This window comes from Streptomyces sp. DG2A-72, assembly GCF_030499575.1.
GTDB lineage: Bacteria > Actinomycetota > Actinomycetes > Streptomycetales > Streptomycetaceae > Streptomyces.
In genome coordinates this window covers 10037330-10060155 of record NZ_JASTLC010000001.1, presented here as the reverse complement: position 1 = coordinate 10060155, position 22826 = coordinate 10037330, and the positions used below count along the sequence as shown (strand labels likewise).

The following is a 22826-nucleotide window of genomic DNA, read 5'->3' as shown; positions in this document are numbered from 1 at the left end:
GATGCCGCCGTCCCCCCTGCTCGAAAGGCTGCGCGAGATGTACTTCTCCATCCGCAAGGTGTGGGCGGACGGCGGCTACGCCGGGCGCCTGGTCGACTGGGCGAAGGAGAGACTCCAGCGTTCGCGTCGCCTGGCACGCGACTACGAGACGCTGCCGGCCATGCACGAGGCCATGGTGCTGTGGTCGATGACCATGCTCATGAGCGGCCGTCTGCCTGGACGCCGCCCCGGTGCCGTTAGCCAGCCGGTGTCCCGAGCGGGGTGAACACCCCCGGCCGCACCTGCAGGGCCCACCCCCGCTCCACCAGGCGTTTCGCCTTCGATCGCAGCCCCTCGACCTTCGCCGGGACCGCCTGAAGGCCCAAGGCTGTGGCCAGTTGCTGACAGCACATGCCTTCCCGGCCCGCTTCCGACTCCAGCACGTTCATGATCCGCTGGTAATCCGGAGGCAGGACCGACGCTGTCATACCCTCGGCCCAACGCGGCACCACCGACCCCGTCATCGCGCTTGCCACCGGCTCCGCGACCGTGGAAGTCGGCTCGGCCAGCACCTCGGCCACCGTCACCCGGGCATCGGCCAGCCGTGCCAGCCTGCTCTCCGCCTCGACGAGCGCCGCCCGCACCCGCTCGCCCTCCTCCTGCAGCCGCGCGACCTCTTCCCGGACCTTCTTCTCCCGGGCCTCCAGCAGTCCGAGCACCGACGGCACCAGCCACCTCCACGAGCGAGACCAACGGACGAACCACGCCCATCTCTCCCGCCACCAGCCGGAGTTCATGCCCACACAGCACGAACCAAACGACCCCGTTCGGAAAGCGGATGGCGTCTCAACGGCATCGGCTCAGTAGGAGCCGTTGGCCTGCCAGAACAGCCAAGCGTCGCATGGACTGCCATAGCGGTCGTTCATGTAGTTCAGGCCCCACTTGATCTGCGTGGCCGGATTGGTCTGCCAGTCGGCTCCGGCAGACGACATCTTGGAGCCGGGATAGGCCTGTACGAGACCGTAGGCCCCGGAAGAGGGGTTGACCGCCTTGTAATTCCAGCCGGACTCGTGGTCCACGATGTTGCTGAAGCACTGGAACTGATCGCTGGGCACCATCTGCCGCGCGATGGCCCGGACCTGGGCAGCGGTGTACGAGGACTGCGTCGCGAGGCTGGAGTTGTCCGTCGCCGAGGAGTCTGTCGACGATCGACTGGCTTTCTGCCGCGCGTCCTGGAACCGCGGGCTGAAGTTGTAGCCGAGGATCTTGAACAGGCCGAACACCATGTCGGAGTACGAGGCGTTGTCGGTCACCGCCATCTCCGGCTTGACCCCGCCGTCCAGGTTCAGCAGCGCGTCCAGGATGTGCAGGGAGTCGCGCGGGGTGCCGGGGACGACCATCTGCCCGATGCCCGCGACCTGGTCATTGACCGCGTTGAGCCAGGTGATGCCCCGCTTGAACCCGAAGTACTTCGGCCACGGCGCCGCGCTGACGGTCCGGACGGGGACGACGAACCGCAGTCCGTCGACCGAGGCGAGCAGGCCCTCGCCCCAGAACTTCACGATGGGCGCCTCGGCCTGGGCTCCGATCAGCCGCCCGTTCGCTGCGGCGATCGTGTCGGCCCGCAGGTATTACTGGTCGACGTGCACGAGCCGGGCCCGGGGCAGCGCCTCATGGGCGGGGTTCACCACCGGGGCCAAAGCGGCTACACGGAGGGGGGAGCGACCAATCTGGTGCTCACCTACCGGGGCCGCAGGACCGGAAAGCTGTATCGCACCGGTCTCTTCTTCGGTGAGGACAACGGCCGCTACATCCTCATCGCCTCCGGTTCCTCCATCACGCACACGCATCCCAAGTGGTACCTCAACGTGATGGCGAATCCCGAGGTCCGGATCCAGGTGCTCGCCGAGAAGATCAACGTGCGTGCCTACACCGCGCAGGGAGAGGAGCGGCAGCGGCTGTGGAAGCTGATGACCGATCTCGCTCCCGTCTACCACACCTACGAGGCCAGAACTCGCCGTGTCATCCCGGTAGTTGTCCTGGAGCGGGTCTGATCCGTCTCCTCGTATCAGTTACGGAGAAAGAGACATGAGTAAGTACGAAGGGAAGAAAGCCGTCATCCAGGGCGGGACGCACGGCATGGGTCTCGGCGTCGCGAAGACCCTTCTCGCCGAAGGCGCCGAAGTGGTGCTGACCGGGCGCAACGAGGCCAACATCGAGGCGGCACGCGCCGAACTCGCCGGGCAGGCCGCGCACGTGGTGCGCTCCGACGCCGGGGATCTGCGGGACATCCGGGCCCTGGGCGACTTCGCCGAAGAGAAGCTCGGCCGTATCGACTTCGTGTACATCAATGTCGGCATCGCCGAACTCGTGCCGTTCGACCAGGTCACCGAGGAGGGCTACGACCGCATCTTCGACATCAACACCAAGGGCGCCTTCTTCACCGTGCAGCGTCTCGCCCCGCTCATCAACGAAGGCGGCGCGGTTCTCTTCACGACCTCCATCGCCGACAACATGGGCTACCCGGGCATCACCGTCTACGGCGGGGCCAAAGCCGCGCTGCGGACCTTCGCCAAGGGCTTCGCCGCCGAGCTGATGCCGCGCGGCGTCCGTGTCAACGCGCTCAGCCCGGGGCCGATCAAGACGCCGTCCATGGGCTACGGCGATGACCGAGGCGGACAAGGCCGTCCACGAGAAGGAGATGAACGAGATCAGCCCGATGAAGCGGCACGGCACGATCGAGGAGATCGCCGCGGCGGCGCTGTTCCTGGCCTTCGAGGCGACCTTCACCACGGGCACCGAGGTGGCCGTGGACGGCGGCCTCGCCCAGGGGATCATCCCGGCCACGGCCTGATCTCTCCCCGCCCGGCCGGGCGCGTAGCCGCGCCCGGCCGGGCGGCGCGGTGCGAGTGCGGGGCGTGTACTCGCACCGCGAGAGCCCCTTCGCGGGCGCGCGGCTCCGGTGCCCTGGGCCATGACCCGGTGCGCCTTGACGTGTCAGGTCCGCAGTGACTCCGCCTCCTTGACCGGGTCCGAGGCGGCGCCCCGCTCGAACGCCGCCGTGAAGTCCGCCTCGCCGAGTACCGCGCGTACCGCGGCCGTCACCCGGTCCACGTCGCCGCGCTCACCCGCCGGCAGCGGTGCGCCCACCGAGGCGCGGGCCGCGGCCGCCGCCCCGAGCAGCCGCGCGGCCTGCCCGGCGTGCCCTGCCAGTGCCCGCGCTCCCGCGAGTCCCTCCGCCGCCAGCGCGACGGCCCGCGGATCGCCGGTGTCGCGGGCCGCGGCGAGGCCCTCCAGGTGCAGGGACAGAGCGGCGACGGCGTCCCCGCGCAGCTCGGCGACGAAGCCGAGTTCGGCCAGGATCAGGGCCGCCCCGTACTCCGCGTCGAACTGCCGGTTCCAGGCCAGCCAGGTGCGCAGATACGACTCGGCGGCGTCGAGCCGTCCCTGCCGCCGCGCGCCGAGGGCAAGGCCGAGCTCGGCGAACTCCTCGGCGGGCTTGTCGCCCTGTTCGACCGCGAGCCGCCGGCCTCGCTCGTGGAACTCGTCGGCGCGGGCGTACTCCCCGGTCAGCAGGGCGATCCGGCCGAGGTCGGACCAGCGCATCGACGCGTCGGTCCACAGACCCAGGTCCTCGGCGACGCGCAGCCCTCGCTCGTGCAGCCGGGCGGCTTCCCGGTAGTCGCCCTCGATCTCCGCGAGCCGCCCGAGCACCGCCATCGCCTGCAGCCGGCCCCACCCGTCGCCGGCCTCGTGGAACAGCGCGAGACTCTCCTCGCCGTCACTGCGGGAAGCCGTCAGGTTCCCGCACACATAGGTCTGCATGCCTCGTGTGCTCAGTCCCGCGGCGATCCCCCAGCGGTCGCCCAGGGCACGGGACTCGGCGAGCACCCGGTTCACCAGCTCCTCGCCCACCGCGAAGTCCCCGAACCGGGTGACCGCGAACCCGAGGAACCAGCCGGCCCTGGTCCGCTCGTGCGGGTCGCGGATGTCCTCGTACAGCTCGAGAACCGCGGCGCTGCGGCGCACGGAGCCGTCCGGGGCGCCGGACAGCAGGCCCACCCCGGCCCGCCAAGCCGCGGTCACCGCGCGGCCCGGGTCGCCTTCGGCCGTCGGCTCCGCCTCGCCCGGCAGACCGAGGGCCACGGTCAGCTGGCGCTTGGCCTCGGTGAGACGGCCGCGCAGGAACCAGTACCAGACCATCGCGTGCGCCAGGCCCCGCATCAGGCCGGCGTCGCCTTCCGCGGCGGCCGCGTCGAGCGCGCCGCGGATGTTGGCGCTCTCCGCGTCCAGGCGCCGCAGCCACTGCCGCTGGTCGCCGCCGCGCAGTAAGGAGTCGGCCCGTGCGGCGAAGGCCGCGTAGTAGTGCGCGTGGATGCGCCGCACCCGCTCGTACTCGGTGGCGCGCAGCCGTTCGAGGCAGTACGCGGACACCGACTCGAGGAGCCGGTACCGGGGCCCGTCGGCTTCGTGGCTGGCCAGGACGAGGGAGCGGTCCACCAGGCGGGTCAGCAGATCCAGGACCTCGGCGGGCTTCACACCGTCGCCTGCGCAGACGGCCTCGGCGGCGTCCAGGGTGCAGCCGTCGGAGTGGATGGCGAGCCGGCGCAGGACCGACTGCTCGGCCGCGGTGAGCAGCTCCCAGCTCCAGTCGATCATCGCCCGTAGTGTCTGCTGCCGTGCGGGTGCGCCCCGGTGGCCGCCGGTGAGGAGCTTGAACCGGTCGTCCAGGCGCTTGGCGAGCTCGCGCACCCCGAGGACGCGTACCCGTGTGGACGCCAGCTCCAGGGCGAGCGGGATTCCGTCGAGGCGGCGGCAGATCGAGGCCACGGCCCGGGCGTTGTCGTCGGTCAGCTCGAAGCCGGGCGAGGTGGCCGCGGCCCGGTCGAGGAACATCCGTACCGCGCTGGAGCGCCGCAGCACCGCCGGGTCGGTCGAGGCCTCGGGCAGGTCGAGCGGCCGCACCGGCCACAGCTGCTCGCCGGCGATGTCGAGGGGCTCCTGGCTGGTGGCGAGGACGCGGACGCCCGGTGCGCCGCGCAGCAGCGCCTGTGCGAGCCCCGCGGCCGCCTCGATGACGTGCTCGCAGTTGTCCAGGACCAGGAGCAGGCGACGGCCGCGCAGGGCGTCGGTGAGGCGGTCGAGCAGCGTACGCGGCAGGCCGCTGGGCAGCGGTCCGGGGCCGGTGTCGTCCCGGACTCCGAGCGTCGCGGCGACGACCTCGGCGAGGTCGTCGCCCGCGGCCGCCCCGGACTCGGCGGAGAAGGCCTGTGAGGCCAGCTCCACCAGCCAGACGCCGTCCGCGTACGCCTCGGACTCGGACAGGCGGGTCGCCACCTCCACCGCGAGGCGGGTCTTGCCGACCCCGCCGGGCCCGGTCAAGGTCACCAGGCGGCCCGACTCCACCAGGTCGCGCACGGCGTCCACGGAGTCGGAGCGGCCGATCAGGTCGGTGACCGGGGTGGGCAGATTGGTGCGCGGCCGAGGTGTGGCCGAGGGGGCGTGCACGGCCCGCAGGGCGGGGTCCTGCTGCAGGATCTCCTGTTGCAGGGCCGCCAGTTCGGGCCCCGGTTCGAGGCCCAGGTCCTCGTCCAGGCGGCGGCGCAGGTCCTGGTAGCTGTCCAGGGCCTCGCTGGCGCGACCCGCGCCGTACAGGGCGCGCATATGGGCGCCGCGCAGCCGCTCCCGCAGCGGGTGGCGCCGGGTCAGCTCGCCGAGCTCCGGGGCCAGGAGGCTGTGCTCGCCCAACTCGAGGCGGGCTTCCGCCTGTTCCTCCAGGGCGAGCAGCCGCTGTTCCTCGAGCCGGGTGAGGGCCTCGCGGGCGAACTGCTCGTCCTGGAAGCCGGCGAAGGCGGGGCCGCGCCAGAGCCCGAGGGCCTCGGTGAGCAGCTCGGCCCGCTCCCGGGGGTCCGCGGCCGTACGCGCCCGGGCGGTGAGTGCGGTGAAGCGGCCGGCGTCCACCGCGTCGTCCGCCACCTCCAGGACGTATCCGGGGGCCTGGTACGCCAGGAGGCCGGGACCTCCGGCCCGGGTGAGCACCTTCCGTAACCGCGACACCAGGGTCTGCAGCGCCCCCGCGGCGTTGGCGGGCGGCGCGTCCCCCCACAGCTCGTCGACCAGGCGGTCGGCGGAGACCACCTGCCCCTGAGCCGTCAGCAGGGCCGCGAGCAGCGAGCGGACCTTGGCCTCCGGCACCCCTACCAGTTCACCGTCCGCCGACCAGATGGCCAGCGGACCCAGTACCCCGAAACGCATGAGATCAAGGTAGACGCCCCGTGGTCATTGCCGGGTGTGTCAGTGCACTGCAAGCGGACCGACAGCCGACTGCAAGCCCTTGCCCGCACTCTGCGTGCACCGGTGAAAACCGGCGTAACGAGCGCCTCGCACGCTGTCTTAGCAGGGAGTCATCATGAGCAAGTTCGCAGGCAAGAAGGCCGTCGTCACCGGCGGCACCCACGGTATGGGCCTGGCCATCGTCAAAGCGCTCCTGGACGGCGGTGCCGAGGTGGTCCTCACAGGTCGCAACGAGAAGAAGATCGAGGAGGCGCGGACCGAGCTGAAGTCGGACTCCGCGCACGTCGTCCGCTCCGACGCCGCGAGCATGGCCGACATCCGGGCCCTCGCGGACACCGCCCAGGACAAGCTCGGGCGGGTCGACTATCTCTTCGTCAACCACGGCATCGCGGAGGTACAGACCCTCGAGGAGGTCACCGAGGAGGCCTGGGACCGGGCCTTCGCGGTGAACACCAAGGGCGCCTTCTTCACCGTGCAGAGCCTGTCGCCGCTCCTCAACGACGGCGGCGCGATCGTCTTCACCACGGTCGCCAACGACCTGATCTTCCCTGGCCTGAGCGCCTACTCCGGTTCGAAGGAGGCAGTGCGCGCGGCCGCCCATGTCCTCGCGGCCGAGTTCCTGCCCCGCCAGATCCGCGTGAACCTCGTGGCTCCCGGCTACATCAAGACCCCCACCATGGGCGTCGCCGGGCTGACCGAGGAAGAGCGCCGCGAGTTCGAGGAGCAGGGCAGCCAGACCACCCCGCTCAAGCGCAACGGCACGGTCGAAGAGGTCGCCGCGGCCGCCCTGTTCCTCGCCGCCGACGCCACCTTCAGCACCAACGTCGAGTTCCCGGTCGACGGCGGCTTCGCCCAAGGCCTCAGCGGCGCCCACTGATCCTGTGGCGGCCGTCCCCGCCCGGCCGTCGCACCGTCAAGCTCGCCGCCTCGTCTCCGAGCGAGGCGGCGAGCCCCCCTCGAACAGTCCAAAGGAAAGGCCATAGCCATGACTTCGACCATCGCCACGGGCGTAGCCCGGGCCGGCCGGCGGGAGTGGGCCGGGCTCGCCATGCTGGCCCTGCCCAGCATCCTGCTGTCCCTGGATGTGACGCTGCTACACCTCGCGGTGCCGCACCTGGGAGCGGCACTCGCGCCGAGCAGCACCCAGATGCTGTGGATCATCGATATCTACGCCTTCATGATCGCCGGATTCCTGGTCACCGCGGGCACGTTGGGTGACCGCATCGGCCGGCGCAAGCTGCTCCTGATCGGCGCGGTCGCCTTCGGTGTCGCCTCGGTGATCGCCGCCTATGCGAACAGCCCCGAGATGCTCATCGCCGCCCGGGCCCTGCTCGGCATCGCGGGCGCGACCCTGATGCCCTCCACGCTCGCCCTGATCAGCAATATGTTCCAGGACCCCAAGCAGCGCGGCACCGCCATCGGTATCTGGGCCGCCAGCTTCTCCGTCGGCATCGCGCTCGGCCCGGTCGTCGGCGGCGCCATGCTGCAGGCCTTCTGGTGGGGCTCGGTGTTCCTGATCGCCGTGCCGGTGATGGTACTGCTCCTGATCACCGGACCGATCCTGCTGCCCGAGTACAAGGACGAGAACGCCGGGCGGATCGACCTGGCCAGCGTCCTGCTGTCGCTCGCCGCCATCCTGCCGGTCATCTACGGCGTCAAGGAGATCGCCAAGCACGGCATCGAGCCCGCTTCCGTGATCGCCATCATCGTCGGCGCGGCGTTCGGCTATGCCTTCGGCCGCCGCCAACTGCGCCTGGACGACCCGATGCTGGACCTCAGCCTGTTCCGCAGCCGGGCGTTCAGCGTGGCCCTCGGCGTGATGCTCTTCGCCGCCGTCGCCATGGGCGGCATCTACCTGTTCGTCACCCAGTACCTGCAGATGGTCGCCGACCTGTCGCCGCTGCGCGCCGGTCTGTGGCTGCTGCCCGCGGCGGCCGCGCTCATCGCCACGTCGATGCTGGCCCCCATCGCGGCGCGCAGGATCCGTCCCGGCAATGTCACCGCGATCGGCCTGACCCTGTCCGCCATCGGCTACTTCATCCTCACGCAGGCCGACCCGAGCAAGAGCGTGGCGCTCGTGGTCGTCGGCTTCGGCTTCATCTACGCCGGCATCGGTCCCGTCATGGGCCTGAGCGTCTCGCTGATCGTCGGCTCCGCACCTCCGGAGAAGGCCGGTGCCGCCGCCGCGCTGCAGCAGACCAGCAGCGACTTCGGCCTCGCAGTGGGCATCGCCGCCCTGGGCAGCATCGGCACCACCATGTACCGCAACGGCGTCGTCGACGATCTCCCCGCCGACACCCCGGCCGCCGCGGCCGACGCCACCCGCGACACCCTCGCCCTGGCCCTCGACGCCACGTCGAGCCTGCCGGGTCCGCTGGCCGACCAGATCATCACGCCCGCCCGTGAGGCGTTCGCGTCCGGTCTCAACGTCGTCGCCCTCATCGGCGGCGTTCTGGTCACCGCTCTCACGGTGCTCGCGGTCACCATGCTGCGGCATGTTCCGCCGACCGGCTCCGCCCCCGCACCGGCCGAGGACACCGACGTCCCCGCGCCCGTCGCGGCCGACGGCCCGCTGGAGGAGCAGCTGGCCGCAGCCGCCCGATAGCGGGTACGGCGGGCGGGTGCGGGCGGGGCGACACCTCGCCCGCGCCTCCCGCCGGCTCCCGCGGAAACCGAAGGTCCGCGGTCACCACCCGACGATGTGCCGTGACCGTCCCCAGGAACGTGCGGCGCCCCACCCCCTGGCGCCGCACGTTCCTGGCCCCGAACACCCTGGGGTTCGCCGTGCCTCACCTGCCCTCCGTGCGCTGCGCCCGGCGCGCCCTGACGTCCTTGGCCACAGCGGCCGTCGCCACCGCCCTGGCCGCCGCGATCGCCGTCCCGCAGGCAGTTGCCGCCACCGGCGACGGCGCCGAGGTACCACCGCACGCCCCGCAGTTCCCGCTGACCGCGGTCGACGGGGCGGGCGACGTCTATGTGTACTGGCCCGACGGCCGAGGCGACCTCGGGCCCCGGGAGTTCGTGCTCGGCGGCTGGCAGACCCACCGGGGCGCCACCCATGTCGACCACGACCGGGACGGTCTCGCCGAAGGCGCCTACGGGCAGCGGGCCGACGGCCGGCTGTTCTGTGTGACCGACCAGGGCGAGACGCTGCTCGACGGCCGATGGGGTCAGTACGACCAGTTGCTGTCACCCGGCGACCTGGGCGGCACACCCGAGGCCGATGTCATCGCCCGTGACCGTGCCGGGGTGCTGTGGCTCTTCTGGCATGTCGCGTTGACAGGTGGGGCAGGCGCCGGTCCAGAGCGCGAGGAGTAACTGCAGTTCGCGTGCGACTCGGTAGAGGCATGGCCAGGTCCGGCCTTCGAAGTGGGCCAGGCCCAGACCTGTTCATCTCGCGGTAGTCGTGCACGATGCACCAGCGCGGTTTTCGCGGTGCGCACGAGGGTGGCCAGCGCCGTGTCGGCGGGCAGGTTGGACGGCCAGAACTGGACGGGTGCGGGCTCGGTGGCGGGCCATTCGGCCGGCAGCCGGCGCACCGGCAGTTCGGGTCCGCTTGCGGCCTTGTGGATCTCGCGTCCGGCGGGCCGGATCCGCAGGGCCACGAACCGTGAGTACATGCGCTTGACCCTGCTGCGGCCGCTGCCCGGACGGGAGGCTTCCCGCCACTGCACCGGCCCGGGCCGCCTGTGTGCCGGCCGCGATGACCAGCTTCTTCACCGTCTGGCCGGCTCGGGACAAACGGGCTGGGGCCTTGGGCCGCGACCTGCGTAGGGCGGGGTGTGCGGCCGTGCCGCTTCCGGCTGGGCGGTGGTCGTGCAACGACGAGCGGGACATCGATGCCCCACGATCTGGTCTCGTCGGTCATGTCCAGGGCCAGCTGCCGCTTCTCCACGTGTCCGACCTCGGCGGGGATGCCGCACCGGGTGCGGCGGGCCACCTTGGTGGCCTCGGCCTTCGGCGAGGCGGGATCCCAGCTCTCGGGCACGAACAGCCGCCAGCCCATCGGCAAGTACGGCCCGGTGAACTCCCATTCCTCGTCCGTCAGTTGCACTCGCGTCTTGCAGGAGGTCTACGGTCCAATTCCCGGTGCCGGTCCCGCCGCGAGGGCGAATCGCGCAGATTGCTCATGACTCGATACGCGCCCTAGTCGAGTGTCCGGGGCAGACCGAAGTACGGCGCCACCGCCGTCTCGAACCGGGTGAGCTCGCAGATCCTGTCGCCGGCGAGCCCGATCACGATGACGCCGACGAGGTGGAGGCCATCAGTGACCTGGTCGCGCACATACTCCCCCCACGCGGGCTGACCGTTCGCCCGGACGGGCACCATCCGATCGATCCGCCCCAGCAGGGTGCGGATCACGCTGAAGAAGCGGTGCACGTCGTCGCTTCCACGGTATTCGAAGGGAAGAGGCGGCATCCGCACCCAGATGTCGTCGGTCATGAGCGCGATGAGCGCGTCGACGTCGAGTTGCGTGAAGGCCGCGACGAAGCGGTCGAGCAGCGCACGTTCCTCCGGCCCACCGGGTGAGGGTGGTGGCGGGACGGCGGAGCGCGTCGCGTTCATCGTCGCGCGGGCGCGTTTGAGGGCGCTGGTGACCGCGTCCTCGGTGAGCCCGAGCAGCTTGGCGGTCTCGCGGGCGCGGTACCCGAGCACGTCGCGCAGCAGGAGTACGGCGCGCTGGTTCGGCGGCAGGAGCTGGACGGCGGTGACGAACGCGAGCGAGATCGCCTCGCGGGACTCGTATCGGGCCTCGGGTCCCGGCGCCTGATCGGTGAACTCCTCCAGCAGGGCGTCGGGATACGGCTGTAGCCAGAGCACCTCACCCAGGCGGCTCGGCTCCGGCAGCGATACCGGTACCGGAGCGGTCACCGGCTGCCGGCTGGCCGAGCGCAGCAGGTTGAGGCACCGGTTCGTGGCGATGCGGTAGAGCCAGGTGCGCAGGGACGAGCGCCCCTCGAAGCCGTCGACGCCGAGCCACGCTGCCAGGAGCGTCTCCTGCAGCGCGTCCTCGGCGTCCTGCAGCGAACCGAGCATGCGATAGCAGTGCACCCGCAGTTCGCCCCGGTGCGGCTCGATCAGGGCACTGAACGCGTCCCGGTCGCCGGCACGCGCCCGCTGGAGCAGTTCCATCTGCCACCTCCGTCTGGATCCTCCGTCGTACTGACACCGGCGGGCAGCGGAACTGGTCGCTGTCGGGGTGCCCAATTTCGGGCGGGCGCTGTGTCTGTCGTAGTGAACGTGTCCGCAGCGGCAGCCGCCGCAGTGGACGGTCCGCATTCATCGGGAGAGTGGCATGACAATCGCAGACAGGACCGTTTTGGTGACCGGCGCCAACCGCGGTATCGGGCAGGCGCTGGTCGAGGAAGCCTTGCGGCGAGGCGCGAAGCGGGTGTACGCCGCCGCGCGTCGGCCTGTGTCTCATCCGGACGAGCGGGTCACTCCCGTGACCCTGGACGTGACGAGCGCGGCGCAGGTGCGGGCAGCCGCCCAGAGCGTGGACTGTCTCGACGTCCTCATCAACAACGCCGGCGTGGCTCTCCCCGACGACCTCAGCGATCCTTCCGCACTCGAACAGCACCTCGCCGTCAACCTCTTCGGCACCTATGGCGTCACCCAGGCCTTCCTGCCGTTGCTGACTCGTTCTCAGGGAGCCATCGTCAACGTGCTGTCGCTCGCGGCGCTCGCCACGGTGCCGATCACTCCGGCGTACGCGATCTCCAAAGCGGCGGCGTTCTCCCTGTCACAGTCGCTGCGCGCCCTGTTGAAGCGGCAGGGCGTGACCGTGCACGCCGCTCTGCCCGGCCCCGTGGACACCGACATGATCCGGGACTGGGACATCCCGAAGACCTCTCCGCAGGCCGTCGCGCGAGCGATCGTCGAGGGCGTGGAGAACGGTGAGGAGGAAATCTTCCCCGATCCCATGTCGGCGGCGCTGGAGGAGAGCTGGCACACCGGTGCGGTCAAGGCGCTCGAGCGCCGGAACACGGCACTGCTCGACGCTGTGCCGGCCACCTGACACCGGGAGTAATAGTGCTGCTCGAAAGGAAGAACGCGATCGTCTACGGAGCCGGCGGTGCCGTCGGAAGCGCGGTCGCCCAGGCCTTCGCCGCGGAGGGAGCACGGGTCTTCCTCACCGGACGCACCAGCGGCGCGCTGGAGGTGATCGCCGATGAGATCCGCGCCTCGGGTGCCGTCGCCGAGGTGGCCACGGTGGATGCGCTGGATGAGGGCGCCGTCGAAGCACACGCCGATGCGGTGGTCCGGACCGCCGGCTTGCTCGACATCTCGTTCAACGCCATCAGCCTGCCCCAGACGGGCATACAGGGCACCAGGATCGTCGATCTGTCGCCCGACGCCTTCGACTTGCCCATCGCCACGTACTCCAGGGCCAACTTCCTGACCGCCAGAGCCGCCGCACGGCGGATGACCGAGCAGGGGGCAGGCGTGATCGTGACGCTCACGGCGAGTCCGTCACGGACGGCCGTCCCTCTCATGGGAGGCATGGCACCGGCATGGGCGGCGATCGAAGGTCTGTCCCGGGGGCTGGCCGCCGAACTGGGACCGCACGGCGTCCGAGTCGTGTGCCTGAACGCGGCGGGGATGCCGGAAACGCCGCAGCTGTCCGAGGTGTACGGCTTGCACGCCGCTGCCTACGGCATCAGCCGCGACGCGTTCAGCGGCCGCATGGCCGACCTGACGCTGCGCAAGCAGCTGCCCACAGTTGCCGAGATCGCCAATGTCGCCGCCTTCGTCGCCTCGGACCGCTGCAGCGCGATGACCGGGGCCATCACCAACCTCACCGGCGGCTTGATCACCGATTGACGGTGCGTCCGCACGACTTGAAGGAATCACATGACCGCTGACTTGAAGGCGTATGCCGTTCGGCTCCGCGAGCTGCATCACGCCGATGAGATGCTCGTTCTGCCGAACGCGTGGGACGCGGCCACCGCCAGGATCATGGCTGAGACCGGGTTCTCCGCGGTGGCAACCACGAGCGCGGCGATCGCGGAGGTGCTCGGTTACCCCGACGGCGAGGGCGCGCCCTGGCAGGAGATGTTCGCCGCGGCCGGCCGGATCGCCCGTGTGGTGGAGGTCCCGGTCACCATGGATGCCGAGGCGGGATACGGACTGCGGCCGCGGGAACTGGTGGACCGGTTGCTGGAGACCGGCGTGGTCGGCTGCAACCTGGAGGACACCGATCACCCCGCAGGCGGACTCGTCGACGCCGGTGCGCATGCCGAGCGGCTGTCGGCCATCCGAGCCGCCGCGGACGACGCCGGGGTCCCCCTCGTTGTCAACGCGCGCGTCGACGCCTTCCTGCCGGGAGCCGGGGTGGCTGAGGAGGAGCGGGTCGCGGAAGCGGTCCGCCGAGGCCGCCGCTACCTGGAGGCGGGGGCTGACTGCGTCTACCCGATCGGTGTCGGCGACGAGCGGGACCTTGTCACCCTGGTCGCCGAATTGCCCGGGCCGGTCAACGCCAACACCAGGCCGGACGTGCTGGACCTGGCCAAGCTCAGTGCGCTGGGCGTAGCGCGAGTCTCCTACGGCCCCCGGTTCTACCGCCAAGCGCTGGCCGACCTGAAGGCCGCGGTTCGTCAGGAACTGTTGGCCTGACGACAAGCCCGACCGTCGTCCCAGCAGCGCTCACGCCGCGCACCATTCGTCGTGGTGCGCGGCGCGAGCCGCTCGTTCAGCCACCGCGGACCGATCAGGAATCTGACTGCCGTACTCGCGTCCGTTGCCATCGAGGGGCACCGTGCACGCGGGATGCGCTGTTCGCGGAGCAGCGCGGCCGGCCCCCGTCACCTCGTGCCCAGCCCCACTTCGCCAGTTAGGCCTGAGCGCCGGTCGAAGCGGGCGCCCAGCAGCCCACGCAGGCTTTCGAAGTGCTTCTGCGCTGAGTCGTCAGGCAGCGCGAGCATCACTTCGCGGAACGCCGACCCGGTCGCTCGTCGGGGACGACTGCCACAGCGCCGCCGAGAGCCATTTCAACGTGGCCCCGACGACGATGTGCAGCGCGCTCGTGAACACCGAGTCGGGCAGCGCGATCAGAAACGCGAACAGCGGCAGCGCGACGGCGTACGCCCATGACGGCACCTTGGGGAACCTGCGGGCGCGGATCGTCACCGCCCCGAACAGGGCGCAGCCCACCGCGACACCAACCTGACCAAGCCCTACTAGGGCCTGTTTCAAAAGTGGATCAAGGTCTGCCATGATCCACTCGTGGAGCGTGGAGATCTGACGAGCGGGCAATGGGCCAGACTGGAACCGCTGTTACCGGCGGGCAAGAAGCCGGGACGGCCTCCGGTCTGGTCCAAGCGGCAGCTGATCAACGGCATACGCTGGCGTACGCGAACCGGCGCCCCCTGGCGCGACGTTCCCGCACGCTACGGCGAGTGGGAGACCGTCTACGGACTCTTCCGTCGCTGGCAGCGCGACGGCACCTGGAGTCGGATCCTCACCCAGCTGCAGGCCGAGGCCGACGCGAAAGGCCTGATCACCTGGGACGTGAGCGTTGACTCCACCGTCGCGCGAGCCCATCAGCACGCCGCCGGAGCTCGCAAAAGGGGGATCTGCAGCGAGACAAACCCGGCGGAGTCACAGTCGAGCCCGCCGACCACGGGCTCGGACGCTCACGCGGTGGACTGACCACGAAGGTGCACCTGGCGGTCGAGCACGGACAGAAGCCGCTGTCCTTCCTGGTCACCGCCGGCCACCGGCACGACAGTCCCCAGTTCCAGCCGGTCCTGGAGCGCATCCGGGTGCCCCGCGTAGGCATCGGAAGGCCGCGCCGACGACCGGACCGGGTGCGGGCCGATAAGGCCTACGGGTCCCGAGCCAACCGCGACTACCTACGCAAACGCGGAATCCGCTGCACGATCCCGGAGAAGTCCGACCAGATCCGCAACCGCAAGAAGCTGGGCTCTCGCGGTGGCCGTCCGCCGAAGTTCGACAAGATCGACTACCGCGAGCGGCACGCTGTGGAGTGCGGGATCAATCGCCTCAAGCGCCACCGAGCGGTGGCCACGCGGTATGACTGTGAGGATGTGTGGGTGCCGCCTCGGGCGGTGGTCTGGCCCGCGATACGACTGGCCTTGGTGCCTTGAGTTTGATCTGCCGACCGCTGTCTGAGGCGGCGCAAGCTGCCGCCGGACCGGGGGGCGTGTCCCGATAGGGGCCTTCGCGACAGGCACCGTCACAGTCCTGACCGCCGCACTCGGCCCGGCGTCGGCCGGTGTTCCCGAGGCGTCAGGAGACAGTCGACCGTGACCAGCATGGCCCAGCACACCCATCCACGTCACCACATCACTGACCTGAGCGAGGAGGTGGTGCTCGGGGTGGACACACACAAAGACGTACACGCAGCCGCTGTAGTCACCAGTACCGGAGCAGCGGTGGCCAGCCGTACCTTCCCCACCACGAGGGAGGGATACCGCCAGCTCCTGTCCTGGGCCCGCTTCTTCGGACACTTACAGCGGGCCGGTGTGGAGTGCACCGGCTCCTACGGAGCCGCACTGACCCGCTACCTGCTCAGCGAGGGCCTTACGGTCACCGAAGTCAACCAGCCGGACAAAGCCGTACGGCGCCGACGCGGCAAGACCGACGCGATCGACGCGGCAGCAGCGGCTCACGCCGTCCTCTCCGGTCGGGCCACCGCTGCCGCCAAGACCGCCAACGGCCCGGTGGAGACAATCCGGTTGTTCAAAATGGCCAAGACCTCCGCGGTCAAGTCCCGTTCGCAGGCCATCAACCAGCTCAAAGCCATCCTGGTCGCCGCAGACCCCGCCCTTCGTGAGTCCCTGGCCGGCCTGAGCAACCCCAAGCTCATCCGCTGTTGCAGCGAACTGAGCCACGGCGAGGGATCCAGCCCCGAGGCAGCCGCCCGACACACACTCCGTCTCCTGGCCAGGCGCATCCTGCATCTCACCGACGAAATCAGCGACCTCACCAAGCGGATCACGGCGGCGATCGGCGCCTGCGCGCCCAGGCTCCTTGATGTCTACGGCGTCGGCCCCGACACCGCTGCCGCGCTGCTGACAGCGGCCGGGGACTGCTGACATCGGCCGGGGACACCCCACAGCGAATGGGCAGCGAGGCGTCCTTCGCCGCTCTCTGCGGCGCAAGCCCCGTCGAAGCATCCTCCGGCAAGACCCAGCGCCGCAGACTCAACCGCGGCGGTGACCGCCAGGCCAACTCCGCCCTCTACACGATCGTCCTGGCCCGGATGCGCTGGGACACTCGCACCCGCGCCTACGTCGAACGCCGAGTCTGTGAAGGCAAGACACGCCGAAAAGCTATTCGCTGCCTCAAACGCTACGTCGCACGCGAGATCTATCAGGCGATCGTCACACTCCGATCAAGCACGGACAAGCCAAGATCAGCTGCTTGACATCCATAGGGGCATCAAGCTCGCCGTCCGCTACGAGGCCACCGTCACCATCGCCGTCATCAACGAGTGGCTCTGACCTTGCTCGCCAGCCTCGGTTAGCGAGAAATGCGGTATCGCTGCAGGTAGCCAGACATTTAGCCTGTGGCGCATGCATCAGCCACGAAGGCGCGACCGGCGCCTGGCTCGCCGTGCGCCGTCGGAGCCAGCCCAGCGCGAGGCGTTCCGGCTCACAGCCGTGGGCGCTGATGTGGTCCTGGTTGGCTACTTCTCTGCGAAGCAGAAGGACTTCGAAGCGCTCATGGCGTCGGCAGCGACGGAACTGGCAGCGCACGGCGCTCGGGTCGTCGTGCAGATCGTGCAACGACGAGGCGTCTCGGACGGCGGGGTCCAGAAGATGGGCCTGCCCTACTCCTCGCGGACTCTGCTGAGCTACGGAAAGGTCCGCGAGGTGGCTCAGGCCTGTGACCAGGTCAAAGCTGACGCAGTGATCTTCGTTGCCACCTTGACCGAGCGCCAGCAGCGCACGCTGACAGACATGTTTGGCCGCCCCGCTGTGAGTCTTGCCGACATCCTCTCCGCCGACTGACCGCTCGCACGAGGCAGGCTTTTGAAACAGGCCCTAGTTGTGCTGTTCGGGCACGTTGGTGACGGCACCGTGGTCTTGCATGGGTGAGGGCCTTCTGGATTCGGTGGGGATTGCGACATCGTCCGCCGACCGCAGGAGGCCCTCATGTGCCACCGTAATGCCCCGCTGACGCCTACCGGCAGACTGCGTCTGGCCTGGTGCGTGGTCGAGGACGGCTGGCCGTTACGGCAGGCAGCCGAACGGTTCCAGATCAGCCACACCACCGCGAAAAGGTGGGCCGACCGCTACCGGCTGCGGGGATGGGCCGGCATGTACGACCGCTCCAGCCGCCCCCATCACTCCCCGCGCAAGACTGCGGCCGCGGTCGAAGAGCGGGTGGTGCACCTGCGGCAAGAGCACCGGATCGGACCGCTCAGGCTGGCAGTGCGCACCGGTGTGGCCGCTTCCACCGCCCACCGCATCCTGCGTGATCACTGTTTGCCCCCGCTGGCAAGTCTGGACCGGGCAACCGGCCGACCGGTGCGCCGCTACGAGCGCACACGCCCCGGCGAACTGGTCCACATCGACGTCAAGAAGCTCGGCCGCATCCCTGACGGCGGCGGCCACAAGGTACTCGGCCGGGCCACCGGCCGGAGCAACCAGGCCCGCGCAGGCCACGGTTACCTGTACCTGCATACCGCCCTCGACGACCACTCCCGCCTTGCCTACACCGAGCATCTGCCCGATGAAACGGCCCCGACCTGCGCGGCCTTCCTGGTTCGGGCCACCGCATGGTTCGCCAAATACGGCGTCGTCATCGAGCGGGTGCTGACCGACAACGCCTGGGCCTACACGAAGAACACCTGGCGCAAGACCTGCCACGAGCTGGGTATCAGCCCCCGGTGGACTCGCCCCTGGCGGCCCCAGACCAACGGCAAGGTCGAACGCTTCCACCGCACCCTGCTCGACGAATGGGCCTACCGGCAGCCCTACACCTCAGAAACCGAACGCCAAGCGGCGTTTCCCGACTGGCTGGACTGGTACAACTACCACCGACCCCACACAGGAATCAGCGGCCAAACCCCAGCCAGCCGCGTCACCAACGTGTCCAAGCAGCACACCTAGTTCGGATAAGCAGGCGTGTTCGTGGATGCAGGCGGTGCCGTAGGCGCGGGCGCAGGTGCCGACGGAGAGTTTGCGGCGTTCGAAGTGGCCGAGGAAGTCCTCCCACTCGGTTTCGGTGGGGGTGCGGTACTCCTCGGCGGGGCGCAGGGGGCGGCGGCGGGTGATGAAGGCGCGGTGGGCTTCGATGGTCTCGGTGGGGTAGACGGCGTTGTAGCCCATGGTGGTGTTGATGTTGGTGTGTCCGACGATGACCTGGGCGATGTGGGGTGGTAGGCCGAAGCGGATGGCATCGGTAAACGTGCTGAATTGCACCAGATGCAACATTGCGCACGGTGACGACAGCAGTGTTTTCGCTGCTCATTGACTCCCGAGCTTGGCCCTGACGGCAGATTCCCTGAGCACCTCGCGGTACGTGTCGAAAATCCGCTGCTCGCCGCTGTAGAGGATGAACGCTTCAGGGGTCGCCGCAGTCGTCGGCACGGCCATGATGCCGCCGTCCAGGTAGTCCCCGCCGTGCCCGCCACCCAGGCGGCCCTCTCGGACGCCTGCGACGGAGTGCCGTTGGTGAGGTTGACGACCGTCCTGCCGCGCAGCTGCCCCGCTACCGGCTCCAAGGTCTCCCGCACGATGCCGTAGTCCAGCAGGCAGACCACCACCAAAGGGCTTCCGGCTACCGCCTCGGCGACCGAGCCGGCCCGCACGGCACCCAGCGCGATCAGCTCATCGGCCTTGGCAGCGGTGCGGTTCCAGACAGTGGTCGCCCGCTCCGCGGCGAGGAACGCTGCGGCCAGGGCCCGGCCCATGTCTCCGAGGCCAAGGACGGTTACGGGTGACGTATTACTCACGGAGTGCTCCTGTCTCGAGAAAGCGTGACCCGTCGGCCGCGTCACCTGCGCACGGCCCTCTTGACGGGTGTTCACGACCTCGATGCTTTCCCAGGCAGCCAGGCTCGGCAAGTACCAACTATTCTGTGCGGTACTCACCAATTGGTAAGCATCGAACGGAAGTTGGGACCATAGCCAAGCATCGGCCGTACATCTGCGGTATCGACGCGGCCATGGACGTCGTCGGCGGCAAGTGGAAGGGCCTGATCCTGTGGGCCCTGCACGAGGGCCGTACCGGAGAGTTGCGCCGTGAACTGCCCAGCGTCAGCGAGAAGATGCTGATCCAGCAGCTGCGCGAACTGGAGGCGCACGGCATCGTGCACCGCGAGGTCCCACCCAGGGTGGAGTACTCGCTCACCGAGCACGGCGTGGAGCTGAATGACGCGCTGTCGCCGCTCAGTGCCTGGGGGCCGCCACATGCCGACAATCCACGCTCAGCGTGAGGCCACATCGCGCGCGTAGGCCGCCACAGGCACGACCGCCGGGGCCATCTTCCATGCGAGTCGGGCTCGCACATGCGCCGCATCCCATGGGCTGGTGGTGATGAAGTGGGCCAGGGCCTGGCGGTTGCCGTCCTCACTCAGCCGGGCGGCCATCGGCTCCACCGATTTGCGCTGCCCTCCCAGCAGCAGTCCCCGCAGATACACCCCGCCCCACCGACGCTGATCCGCCCGAGCGAACGGCTCGAACACATCCGCTGCGAAGTCCTCCAGACGGCACCGGGCTTCATCCAACGCGGTCGCTGCTCGCGGGGGTGGCGGCGGTCGGCGCGCTGGGCGCCTGCGCGGTCGGCGGATCCTCGGGATCGAGCAGCGCAACGCCACGGATCTCGACATCCAGCCCCGCCGGAGCGACCTGCACCTCCACCAACGAGTCCCCCAGCGCCATCAGCAAATGACGCAGGCTGATGCTCGCTGCGGGGGAGAGAGAAACCGCGGCCGGATCCATGATCGTCGCCTCTGCTGGGAACCGCGCCGGACCTCTGATGCTATCCGCAGGGCGGGGCGAGGACCGCACAGGACCATGGTGGGCCACACGCCCCGCGCCACGGCCCTGGACTCCGGCCCGGGCAACGCGCCGTGCTGCGGGCCGGGCCGGTGCACGGGCGGATGAGGACCAGGGCGGTGTCGTCGGTGCAAGGCGCTCAGCCTCGGTTGACGCCTCTGAAAATCCCGTACGCCCTCCCCACCTTCAGCGCTGGAGACGAGCGAGTTCCTCCGCCGTCCCGTCGCTCGAGTCCTTGGCGTGGGGTGAGCGGTCGGCCGCAGTTCAGACCGCCTCAGAACTCCGTCCGAGCTCCACGACGGAGTGGGCCGCGATGAAGGCATTCCTGGCCGAGCCGGGATCGGGCTCGCCGAGCCGACGCGGATCTGGGTGCGTCAGGCCCAGTCAGCGGCCTGGAGCCACGTCCTGGGCCTCGGAGAAGCAGCCGCCGCGGGCCGGGGCGCCGGCTCGGGAACGGTCGCCGCCGGAACGGCCACTTCGGGAACCCGCGATTCGGAATGCGTCGGCTTGCGTATCAGGAGCAGCGCCGCGTCGTCGTGCAGTCGACCGCCGACATGCGCCAGCAGCTCGTCATGGAGCGCGTCGAGGGTGCGTGCCGGTTCGTGGGAGACGTGGCGCTCCAGACCCTCGGCAAGCGGATAGAACGCACGGCCGCGGTCTCGGGCCTCGGTCACCCCGTCGGTATAGAGCAGCAGTTGATCACCGTCGGCGAAGGGCAGCACTCCGAGGCCCGGCGTTTCACCCGTGAGGGCGCGCAGTCCGAGGGGCGGGGCCGGATGCATGGGCTCGACCGCCGCGACGCTCCCCGAGGCGTGTACCAGCAACGGAGGCGTGTGCCCGCAGTTCACCACTTCCAGATGCCCTGCTTGCGGGAATCCGGCGACCACGGCGGTGACGAAGTCGTCGTGACCGAGATTGCGCGCCAGACTCCGCTCGATCCTGTCGACCACGGCGAGGAGATCGGGTTCGTCGTAGGCGGCCTCGCGGAAGACACCGAGCACCAGGGCGGCGGTCCCCACGGCCGGCAGCCCCTTGCCGCGCACATCCCCGACGATCAGCCGCACTCCGTACGGGGTGGGTACCAGAGCGTAGAGATCACCGCCGATACGGGCCTCGGCCGCCGCGGCGCTGTAGCGGACCGCCACCTGAAACGGCCCGACGGTCGCCGGCACAGGCTTGAGCAGCGCATGCTGCGCCGTCTCCGCGACCGACCGGACGGCCGCGAGCACCCGTTCACGGCGCCCGCGCAACGCGCTGGCCAGGCCGCTCGCAAGGGTGACAGCCACCAGGGCGGACAGCACAGCGGCCAGTTCACGGCCCGGAATACCGTCCCGGGTTCCCAGCGTGGCGCCGAGCACCACCGTGAGGAGACCGACCCAGAGCACGCCGCGTGGTCCGTTGGTGGTGGCGGCCAGGGCGGGCCCCGCCGCGAGCAGGGGCAGCCAGATCATCCCCGCTCCGTCGGCGAGATCGATGAATACGACGGCAGAGACGATCAGCACGGGCAGGACGGGCATCCCGGCGGCCAACTGCGCGACGGCGCGCCTGCGGGCCGAAGCCCTGGGACCGGCCACTCGGTTTCTGAGCAGCCGCATCGGCCAGTGGTTGCCACCATGGTCTCGGGCCTGACTCATGTTCGTCCGCAGTCCTCACCTGTACGCAGGGCACACACCTGAAATGCCTGTTTCATCCATAAAACGGGTCAGCCCGGCCACTCACAAGAACAGGATTTTCAGATAGTGAGCGAAAGGCTCCTGGTGACGCGACTCGCGGTCGGGATCAGCCGTGCCCGAATCTCGGGGAGCCGGGACAGCCGGTCAGCCGGCAGGGAGACTCCGAGCGAGCCGAGCGTGTCCCCGCTGTAGACGGGTACGGCGACGCAGACCGTGCCGAGGGCGTACTCCTCCAGGTCGGTGACGGCCGGGGCCCCGGGTGAGGAGTCCAGTCGCCGGAGCAGTTCCGGCAGGCTGGTGATCGTCCGTGGTGTGAGGTCGGCGAGGTGGTGACGGGAGAGGTAGTCCTTGCGGTCGGCCTCATCCAGTTCCCGGAGCACGGACTTGCCCAGCGCGGTGGCGTGCCCCGCGTCCTCGAACCCCACCCAGAGGTCGACGCGAGGCGCCCGAGGGCCGTCGACGATCTCCGCGACCCGGATTTCACCGTCCTCGTAGAAGGTGAGGTAGGCGGCCGTCGCCAGCTCGTCCCGCAGCGCGGCGAGCGTGGGACGAACGCGGCTGAGCAGCGCCTGTCCACGGCCCGTGGTCTGCAGCGTCTGCAGCTTGTCGCCCAGGATGAACCCGCCGTCGTCCAGTTTCCGCACATATCCGTCGTGGACCAGCGTCCGCAGCAGGTGATAGGCGGTCGCCAAGGGCAGGCCCGTCTCACGCGCCAGCTGTTTCGCCGGCGCGCCGTTCTCGTGCGTACTCACCGCCTCCAGCAGGCGCAGGGCCCGCTGGACGGACGTGATGAGCGTAGGGCCGTCGTCCGCACCCATACGACCAGCTTGCGCCAGGCGTACACCACGAGCAAGGTGGGTCCCCCGGGACGCCGGCAGGCCGTAAGGAATTCAGCGGTCCGGGAACAA

The 22826-nt window shown here is 69.8% G+C and carries 22 protein-coding genes and 5 pseudogenes; 15 read left to right on the top strand and 12 right to left on the bottom strand.

What is annotated here, in order from left to right:
* Position 1 precedes the first annotated feature (1 nt).
* Positions 2-265: a hypothetical protein gene (locus QQY66_RS47650; RefSeq protein ID WP_301987794.1), complete on the top strand. Its 264-nt coding sequence runs from the start codon at positions 2-4 to the stop codon at positions 263-265.
* Here QQY66_RS47650 and QQY66_RS47645 read toward each other — a convergent pair.
* The 3 genes and pseudogenes from QQY66_RS47645 to QQY66_RS47635 form a co-directional block, all read right to left on the bottom strand.
* Complete coding sequence (locus QQY66_RS47645; RefSeq protein ID WP_301986796.1) at positions 237-707, bottom strand: hypothetical protein; 471 nt, start codon at positions 705-707, stop codon at positions 237-239. The genes QQY66_RS47650 and QQY66_RS47645 overlap by 29 nt on opposite strands.
* A gap of 132 nt (positions 708-839) precedes the next feature.
* Positions 840-1097, bottom strand: a complete 258-nt coding sequence (locus QQY66_RS47640; protein WP_301987742.1) for a transglycosylase SLT domain-containing protein — start codon at positions 1095-1097, stop codon at positions 840-842.
* A gap of 87 nt (positions 1098-1184) precedes the next feature.
* A pseudogene (locus QQY66_RS47635) lies at positions 1185-1679 on the bottom strand (Tn3 family transposase); the annotation flags it as partial.
* Here QQY66_RS47635 and QQY66_RS47630 point away from each other — a divergent pair.
* From QQY66_RS47630 to QQY66_RS50730, 3 genes and pseudogenes are all read left to right on the top strand, one after another.
* A complete protein-coding gene (locus tag QQY66_RS47630) occupies positions 1623-2033 on the top strand; it encodes a nitroreductase/quinone reductase family protein (RefSeq protein WP_301986794.1) in 411 nt (136 codons plus the stop codon). The pseudogene QQY66_RS47635 and the gene QQY66_RS47630 sit on opposite strands and share 57 nt — an antisense overlap.
* 34 nt (positions 2034-2067) lie before the next feature.
* Positions 2068-2574: pseudogene (locus QQY66_RS47625) on the top strand (SDR family NAD(P)-dependent oxidoreductase); the annotation flags it as partial.
* Between the two features lie 70 nt (positions 2575-2644).
* Entirely contained in the window at positions 2645-2833 is a 189-nt protein-coding gene (locus QQY66_RS50730; protein WP_367667102.1) for an SDR family oxidoreductase, read from the top strand.
* Between the two features lie 143 nt (positions 2834-2976).
* On the opposite strand, the gene QQY66_RS47620 is transcribed toward QQY66_RS50730, so the two are convergent.
* A complete protein-coding gene (locus tag QQY66_RS47620) occupies positions 2977-6234 on the bottom strand; it encodes a BTAD domain-containing putative transcriptional regulator (protein ID WP_301986793.1) in 3258 nt (1085 codons plus the stop codon).
* Between the two features lie 154 nt (positions 6235-6388).
* Between QQY66_RS47620 and QQY66_RS47615 the strand changes: the two genes are divergently transcribed.
* The 3 genes from QQY66_RS47615 to QQY66_RS47605 all read left to right on the top strand — a co-directional run bounded on the left by QQY66_RS47615 (position 6389) and on the right by QQY66_RS47605 (position 9591).
* Positions 6389-7150: an SDR family oxidoreductase gene (locus tag QQY66_RS47615; protein WP_301986792.1), complete on the top strand. Its 762-nt coding sequence runs from the start codon at positions 6389-6391 to the stop codon at positions 7148-7150.
* A 108-nt stretch (positions 7151-7258) separates the two neighbouring features.
* The gene (locus QQY66_RS47610) at positions 7259-8878 is read left to right on the top strand and encodes an MFS transporter (protein WP_301986790.1); all 1620 of its coding nucleotides are present in this window, start codon (positions 7259-7261) and stop codon (positions 8876-8878) included.
* Positions 8879-8979: 101 nt separating this feature from the next.
* Entirely contained in the window at positions 8980-9591 is a 612-nt protein-coding gene (locus tag QQY66_RS47605; protein ID WP_301986788.1) for a hypothetical protein, read from the top strand.
* A 33-nt stretch (positions 9592-9624) separates the two neighbouring features.
* Here the strand turns inward: QQY66_RS47605 and QQY66_RS47600 are convergent.
* Positions 9625-10279, bottom strand: a pseudogene (locus QQY66_RS47600) (transposase); the annotation flags it as partial.
* 140 nt (positions 10280-10419) lie between these two features.
* Positions 10420-11406, bottom strand: a complete 987-nt coding sequence (locus QQY66_RS47595; RefSeq protein WP_301986787.1) for a sigma-70 family RNA polymerase sigma factor — start codon at positions 11404-11406, stop codon at positions 10420-10422.
* A gap of 163 nt (positions 11407-11569) precedes the next feature.
* On the opposite strand from QQY66_RS47595, the gene QQY66_RS47590 reads away from it, so the two are divergent.
* From QQY66_RS47590 to QQY66_RS47580, 3 genes are read left to right on the top strand one after another with little or no spacing between them, the layout of a single operon-like run.
* Positions 11570-12292, top strand: coding sequence for an SDR family NAD(P)-dependent oxidoreductase (locus tag QQY66_RS47590; protein ID WP_301986785.1), 723 nt, complete (start codon positions 11570-11572; stop codon positions 12290-12292).
* A gap of 14 nt (positions 12293-12306) precedes the next feature.
* Entirely contained in the window at positions 12307-13098 is a 792-nt protein-coding gene (locus tag QQY66_RS47585; protein WP_301986784.1) for an SDR family NAD(P)-dependent oxidoreductase, read from the top strand.
* A gap of 30 nt (positions 13099-13128) precedes the next feature.
* On the top strand, positions 13129-13890 hold the full coding sequence (locus QQY66_RS47580; RefSeq protein WP_301977070.1) for an isocitrate lyase/phosphoenolpyruvate mutase family protein: 762 nt from the start codon (positions 13129-13131) through the stop codon (positions 13888-13890).
* A 291-nt stretch (positions 13891-14181) separates the two neighbouring features.
* On the opposite strand, the gene QQY66_RS47575 is transcribed toward QQY66_RS47580, so the two are convergent.
* A complete protein-coding gene (locus QQY66_RS47575; protein WP_301986783.1) occupies positions 14182-14490 on the bottom strand; it encodes a hypothetical protein in 309 nt (102 codons plus the stop codon).
* A gap of 9 nt (positions 14491-14499) precedes the next feature.
* Here QQY66_RS47575 and QQY66_RS47570 point away from each other — a divergent pair.
* The 4 genes and pseudogenes from QQY66_RS47570 to QQY66_RS47555 all read left to right on the top strand — a co-directional run bounded on the left by QQY66_RS47570 (position 14500) and on the right by QQY66_RS47555 (position 18356).
* Positions 14500-15383 (top strand): IS5 family transposase gene (locus QQY66_RS47570; RefSeq protein WP_301986781.1). Its coding sequence is split into 2 segments (ribosomal slippage): positions 14500-14844 and positions 14847-15383, totalling 882 coding nucleotides; the frame shifts between segments, so codons are not numbered across the junction.
* Positions 15384-15551: 168 nt separating this feature from the next.
* A pseudogene (locus tag QQY66_RS47565) lies at positions 15552-16666 on the top strand (IS110 family transposase).
* A 148-nt stretch (positions 16667-16814) separates the two neighbouring features.
* On the top strand, positions 16815-17252 hold the full coding sequence (locus QQY66_RS47560) for a hypothetical protein (protein WP_301986779.1): 438 nt from the start codon (positions 16815-16817) through the stop codon (positions 17250-17252).
* A gap of 144 nt (positions 17253-17396) precedes the next feature.
* On the top strand, positions 17397-18356 hold the full coding sequence (locus QQY66_RS47555; protein ID WP_301986777.1) for an IS481 family transposase: 960 nt from the start codon (positions 17397-17399) through the stop codon (positions 18354-18356).
* A 393-nt stretch (positions 18357-18749) separates the two neighbouring features.
* Here QQY66_RS47555 and QQY66_RS47550 read toward each other — a convergent pair.
* Positions 18750-19159 (bottom strand): annotated as a pseudogene (locus tag QQY66_RS47550) (NAD(P)-binding domain-containing protein); the annotation flags it as partial.
* Positions 19160-19413: 254 nt separating this feature from the next.
* On the opposite strand from QQY66_RS47550, the gene QQY66_RS47545 reads away from it, so the two are divergent.
* Entirely contained in the window at positions 19414-19683 is a 270-nt protein-coding gene (locus QQY66_RS47545; protein ID WP_301986775.1) for a helix-turn-helix domain-containing protein, read from the top strand.
* Here the strand turns inward: QQY66_RS47545 and QQY66_RS47540 are convergent.
* The 4 genes from QQY66_RS47540 to QQY66_RS47525 form a co-directional block, all read right to left on the bottom strand.
* Positions 19675-19932, bottom strand: coding sequence for a transposase (locus QQY66_RS47540; RefSeq protein WP_301987740.1), 258 nt, complete (start codon positions 19930-19932; stop codon positions 19675-19677). The genes QQY66_RS47545 and QQY66_RS47540 overlap by 9 nt on opposite strands.
* Positions 19933-19966: 34 nt before the next feature.
* Entirely contained in the window at positions 19967-20188 is a 222-nt protein-coding gene (locus QQY66_RS47535) for a hypothetical protein (RefSeq protein ID WP_301986773.1), read from the bottom strand.
* Positions 20189-20619: 431 nt separating this feature from the next.
* Entirely contained in the window at positions 20620-21762 is a 1143-nt protein-coding gene (locus tag QQY66_RS47530) for a PP2C family protein-serine/threonine phosphatase (protein WP_301987739.1), read from the bottom strand.
* A gap of 215 nt (positions 21763-21977) precedes the next feature.
* Positions 21978-22736 carry an IclR family transcriptional regulator gene (locus QQY66_RS47525; RefSeq protein ID WP_301986771.1) on the bottom strand — a complete coding sequence of 253 codons (759 nt, stop codon included), beginning with the start codon at positions 22734-22736 and terminating at the stop codon, positions 21978-21980.
* Between the last annotated feature and the right edge of the window lie 90 nt (positions 22737-22826).